We start from the raw sequence: 2,500 nt of genomic DNA, 5'->3' as shown, positions 1-2,500 counted from the left end.
GGCCCCTAAGGCGAGGCAGAGATGCGTAGCTGATGGGAAGCAGGTCAATATTCCTGCACCGATTGCAAGTGCGATGTGGGGACGGATCTTAATAGGTTATCCGGGTGTTGGATGTCCCGGTTTAGGCAGATGTAGGCGATGGGTAGGCAAATCCGCCCGTCATATACCGAGGCTGCTGATCGAGCGAGCTTGCTCGCGAAGTAACTGAACGAGGTCCCAGGAAAAGCCACTAAGCTTCAGCTTGCAATTGACCGTACCGCAAACCGACACTGGTGCGCGAGATGAGTATTCTAAGGCGCTTGAGAGAACTCAGGAGAAGGAACTCGGCAAATTGACACCGTAACTTCGGAAGAAGGTGTGCCCTAGTAGTGTGATGAGAACATCTGAGCACGAATGGGTTGCAAAAAATAGGTGGCTGCGACTGTTTATTAAAAACACAGCACTCTGCAAACACGAAAGTGGACGTATAGGGTGTGACGCCTGCCCGGTGCTGGAAGATTAATTGATGGGGTGCAAGCTCTTGATCGAAGTCCCAGTAAACGGCGGCCGTAACTATAACGGTCCTAAGGTAGCGAAATTCCTTGTCGGGTAAGTTCCGACCTGCACGAATGGCGTAACGATGGCCACACTGTCTCCTCCTGAGACTCAGCGAAGTTGAAATGTTTGTGATGATGCAATCTCCCCGCGGAAAGACGGAAAGACCCCATGAACCTTTACTGTAGCTTTGTATTGAATTTTGAACAGATCTGTGTAGGATAGGTGGGAGGCTTTGAAGCCGGGACGCTAGTTCCGGTGGAGCCAACGTTGAAATACCACCCTGGTGTGTTTGAGGTTCTAACCTAGGTCCATTATCTGGATCGGGGACAGTGCATGGTAGGCAGTTTGACTGGGGCGGTCTCCTCCCAAAGTGTAACGGAGGAGTTCGAAGGTACGCTAGGTACGGTCGGACATCGTGCTAATAGTGCAATGGCATAAGCGTGCTTAACTGCGAGACTGACAAGTCGAGCAGATGCGAAAGCAGGACATAGTGATCCGGTGGTTCTGTATGGAAGGGCCATCGCTCAACGGATAAAAGGTACTCTGGGGATAACAGGCTGATACCGCCCAAGAGTTCATATCGACGGCGGTGTTTGGCACCTCGATGTCGGCTCATCTCATCCTGGGGCTGTAGCCGGTCCCAAGGGTATGGCTGTTCGCCATTTAAAGAGGTACGTGAGCTGGGTTTAAAACGTCGTGAGACAGTTTGGTCCCTATCTTCCGTGGGCGCTGCAGATTTGAGGAAGCCTGCTCCTAGTACGAGAGGACCGGAGTGGACGCACCTCTGGTGTACCGGTTGTCACGCCAGTGGCATTGCCGGGTAGCTAAGTGCGGAAGAGATAACCGCTGAAAGCATCTAAGCGGGAAACTCGTTCCAAGATGAGATCTGCCGGGGCCTTGAGCCCCCTGAAGGGTCGTTGAAGACCACGACGTTGATAGGTCGGGTGTGGAAGCGCAGTAATGCGTTAAGCTAACCGATACTAATTGCCCGTGCGGCTTGACCCTATAACTTTGACGAAACCACATGTCTGAGAAGACGGTTCGTGCAAATGTCTTATGCCCTCATGACTCAGTCATGACGTTGGCAGCAATCAAAAACAAGCTGATTCCAGACTCTATGAATTCGCCCGGCTGAAAAATATCAGCCAGGCAACAAGTTATGCCTGACGACCATAGCGAGTTGGTCCCACTCCTTCCCATCCCGAACAGGACAGTGAAACGACTTTGCGCCGATGATAGTGCGGGTTCCCGTGTGAAAGTAGGTCATCGTCAGGCTATTATTAAGAGGGCAAGACCCCTCTCGTCCGTGAGAGGGGTCTTGAGTTCCCGGTGGTGTGTGCCGCTTCTTGATTTTGTGGCTTTGAAAAAAGTTGACACGAAGTCAAAAACTGTCGTATACTGCGAGGCTTCGCTGATCACTGAGCTGCTCAAGGCGCTTGGTGAGGCAGGTGAAGAAGATGCTCCAGTGGCTGCATCGATCGGTCAAAAAGTTTCAGATTAATTTCTAAAATTTTTGACAAGCGATAAAAAACTGGTGTATACTGCAAGGCTCCGCTGATCGCAGCGAAGCAAACAAGAATAGCAGATATCAAGTCTGCTGCTCTTGAGGATCATTAAAAACATACAGCCGATAAGCGTGGGCGTTTGAAGGCGATTGCGAAACAGAGCTCGAAAGAGTTCAAGTCGCAAGACTTTAAACGCTCATGAGAATAGAAGTGAAGTTCACTTCAATTCCGTTTTTATGAGTAATTCAAGATCGAACTAAAGAGTTTGATCCTGGCTCAGATTGAACGCTGGCGGCATGCTTTACACATGCAAGTCGAACGGTAACAGGCCGCAAGGTGCTGACGAGTGGCGAACGGGTGAGTAATGCATCGGAACGTGCCCAGTCGTGGGGGATAACGCAGCGAAAGCTGTGCTAATACCGCATACGATCTATGGATGAAAGCGGGGGACCGTAAGG

Annotated in this window: 1 protein-coding gene and 3 rRNA genes (2 of these 4 running past the window's edge); all 4 read left to right on the top strand. The window is 50.8% G+C overall.

The annotated features are described in order from the left end of the window. Window positions 1-1,542: ribosomal RNA gene (locus tag RCO38_RS05375) — 23S ribosomal RNA — on the top strand; it begins 1,335 nt to the left of the window's first position. 157 nt (window positions 1,543-1,699) lie between these two features. Then, window positions 1,700-1,812, top strand: a 5S ribosomal RNA gene (rrf, locus tag RCO38_RS05370). A 43-nt stretch (window positions 1,813-1,855) separates the two neighbouring features. Beyond that, window positions 1,856-2,038, top strand: coding sequence for a hypothetical protein (locus RCO38_RS05365; protein WP_308327242.1), 183 nt, complete (start codon window positions 1,856-1,858; stop codon window positions 2,036-2,038). 257 nt (window positions 2,039-2,295) lie between these two features. Further along, window positions 2,296-2,500: ribosomal RNA gene (locus RCO38_RS05360) — 16S ribosomal RNA — on the top strand; it runs 1,324 nt beyond the window's last position.

Source organism: Hydrogenophaga pseudoflava, from assembly GCF_031020795.1.
Taxonomy (GTDB): Bacteria; Pseudomonadota; Gammaproteobacteria; order Burkholderiales; family Burkholderiaceae_C; genus Hydrogenophaga; species Hydrogenophaga pseudoflava_A.
The sequence above is the reverse complement of the archived record's forward strand: the minus strand, read 5'-3'. Positions and strand labels throughout refer to the sequence as shown.